Annotated in this window: 1 protein-coding gene and 1 pseudogene; both read right to left on the minus strand. The window is 53.1% G+C overall.

Annotated features, from left to right (window positions below; translation table 11 throughout):
• Positions 1 to 24: 24 nt before the first annotated feature.
• Positions 25 to 525: a DinB family protein gene (locus tag AB4043_RS26350; RefSeq protein ID WP_442299009.1), complete on the minus strand. Its 501-nt coding sequence runs from the start codon at positions 523 to 525 to the stop codon at positions 25 to 27.
• Positions 526 to 693: 168 nt separating this feature from the next.
• Positions 694 to 1,096 (minus strand): annotated as a pseudogene (locus AB4043_RS26355) (hypothetical protein); the annotation flags it as partial.

Here is a 1,096-nt window from a genome sequence, read left to right on the forward strand (position 1 = left end):
CCGCATGAAGGGGCGAAAAAATATCTATACCGAAACAGGTTTGGACTGCTCCCGTGTTCTTCCAAAAAGTGCCGGAGGGGTGCCTCCCGCGAGCCGGCACATCAATGTGAGTTGACCGCGGTGATGGATGCTGTGCAACAACAGCTTTCGCCAGAGCAGATCACTAATCGTCCAGGTGGTCCCATCTGCATATCGAATCTGTTCCTCCAAACTGATGGTTTCCAGTCGTTTCACACGAGCCACAGCATCTCGGTGGACGATTTCGAATCCAGGCGCTAAGGCTTCTACCGCTCGGGGCCTCTCAATGTGTGCCGGCTTAACATCGAATCTGAATTCTCGTTGCTCAATGCCGAGTGAGACAAAGGCGTCGACCTCGGCAAGATGCCAAGCTAGCTCGCCCATGGAACGGCCACCCTCATCGGGTCGGAGCTCGTAGCGATCGAGTGGCAAAGCACGCAGCAGTGAGAGCGTGCCCTTTGTCTCATGCTCCCATTGCCGGAGGAAGGCTTGCAGTTCGTGGTTCATTTCTCTGTCTCCTATCTAAAGTTGAAACTTCGTATGGCGTATCCTCACCAAACCTTGCATGAAGCAATATTGGCGAGGATCGATTTCAATCGGCGATGCGATTGCGGTGAGGTAACGCTGTTCGCGTATTGCCTTGTCGTCCAACACAACTGTCAGCTGGTAGAGACGTTATGGCTTCGACTTGACGGCTAAGGTTTCATCCACTGGGATCGTGATGACTGCGAATGGCGTCCCTGAATCATCGCCCACAGCCGGAAGATGGCTAGAGTCCTCATTACCGCCGATCATTGAATTCACATAGTAGGGAGCGAAAACCATCATATGAGGATGCCAATGACCGCTCGGTCCGAGGATCTGATCCGCGGACCACATATAGGCGAAGCTCACTCCTTGCCGTTGAGGAAGCTTGCCGTTTATGTATGCCGTCTGAACCGCTTCTGCTATTTGCTCAGGCGTCTTGCCTTCGAGCCCGAGTTTGTTTCTGAATTCGTAATAAGGCAGCACAGTGTGTGCAGCCTGTGGATCGAAGCAGATAGGGGCCCGTGTCTTTGGGTCGTATGCAATATAGGTG

The organism is Terriglobus sp. YAF25 (genome assembly GCF_052113305.1).
In the GTDB taxonomy this organism is placed as follows: Bacteria; Acidobacteriota; Terriglobia; order Terriglobales; family Acidobacteriaceae; genus Terriglobus.

Coding starts and splice junctions, on each gene's coding strand:
- AB4043_RS26350 (WP_442299009.1), bottom strand. CDS start 525: ATGAACCACGAACTGCAAGCCTTCCTCCGGCAATGGGAGCATGAGACA.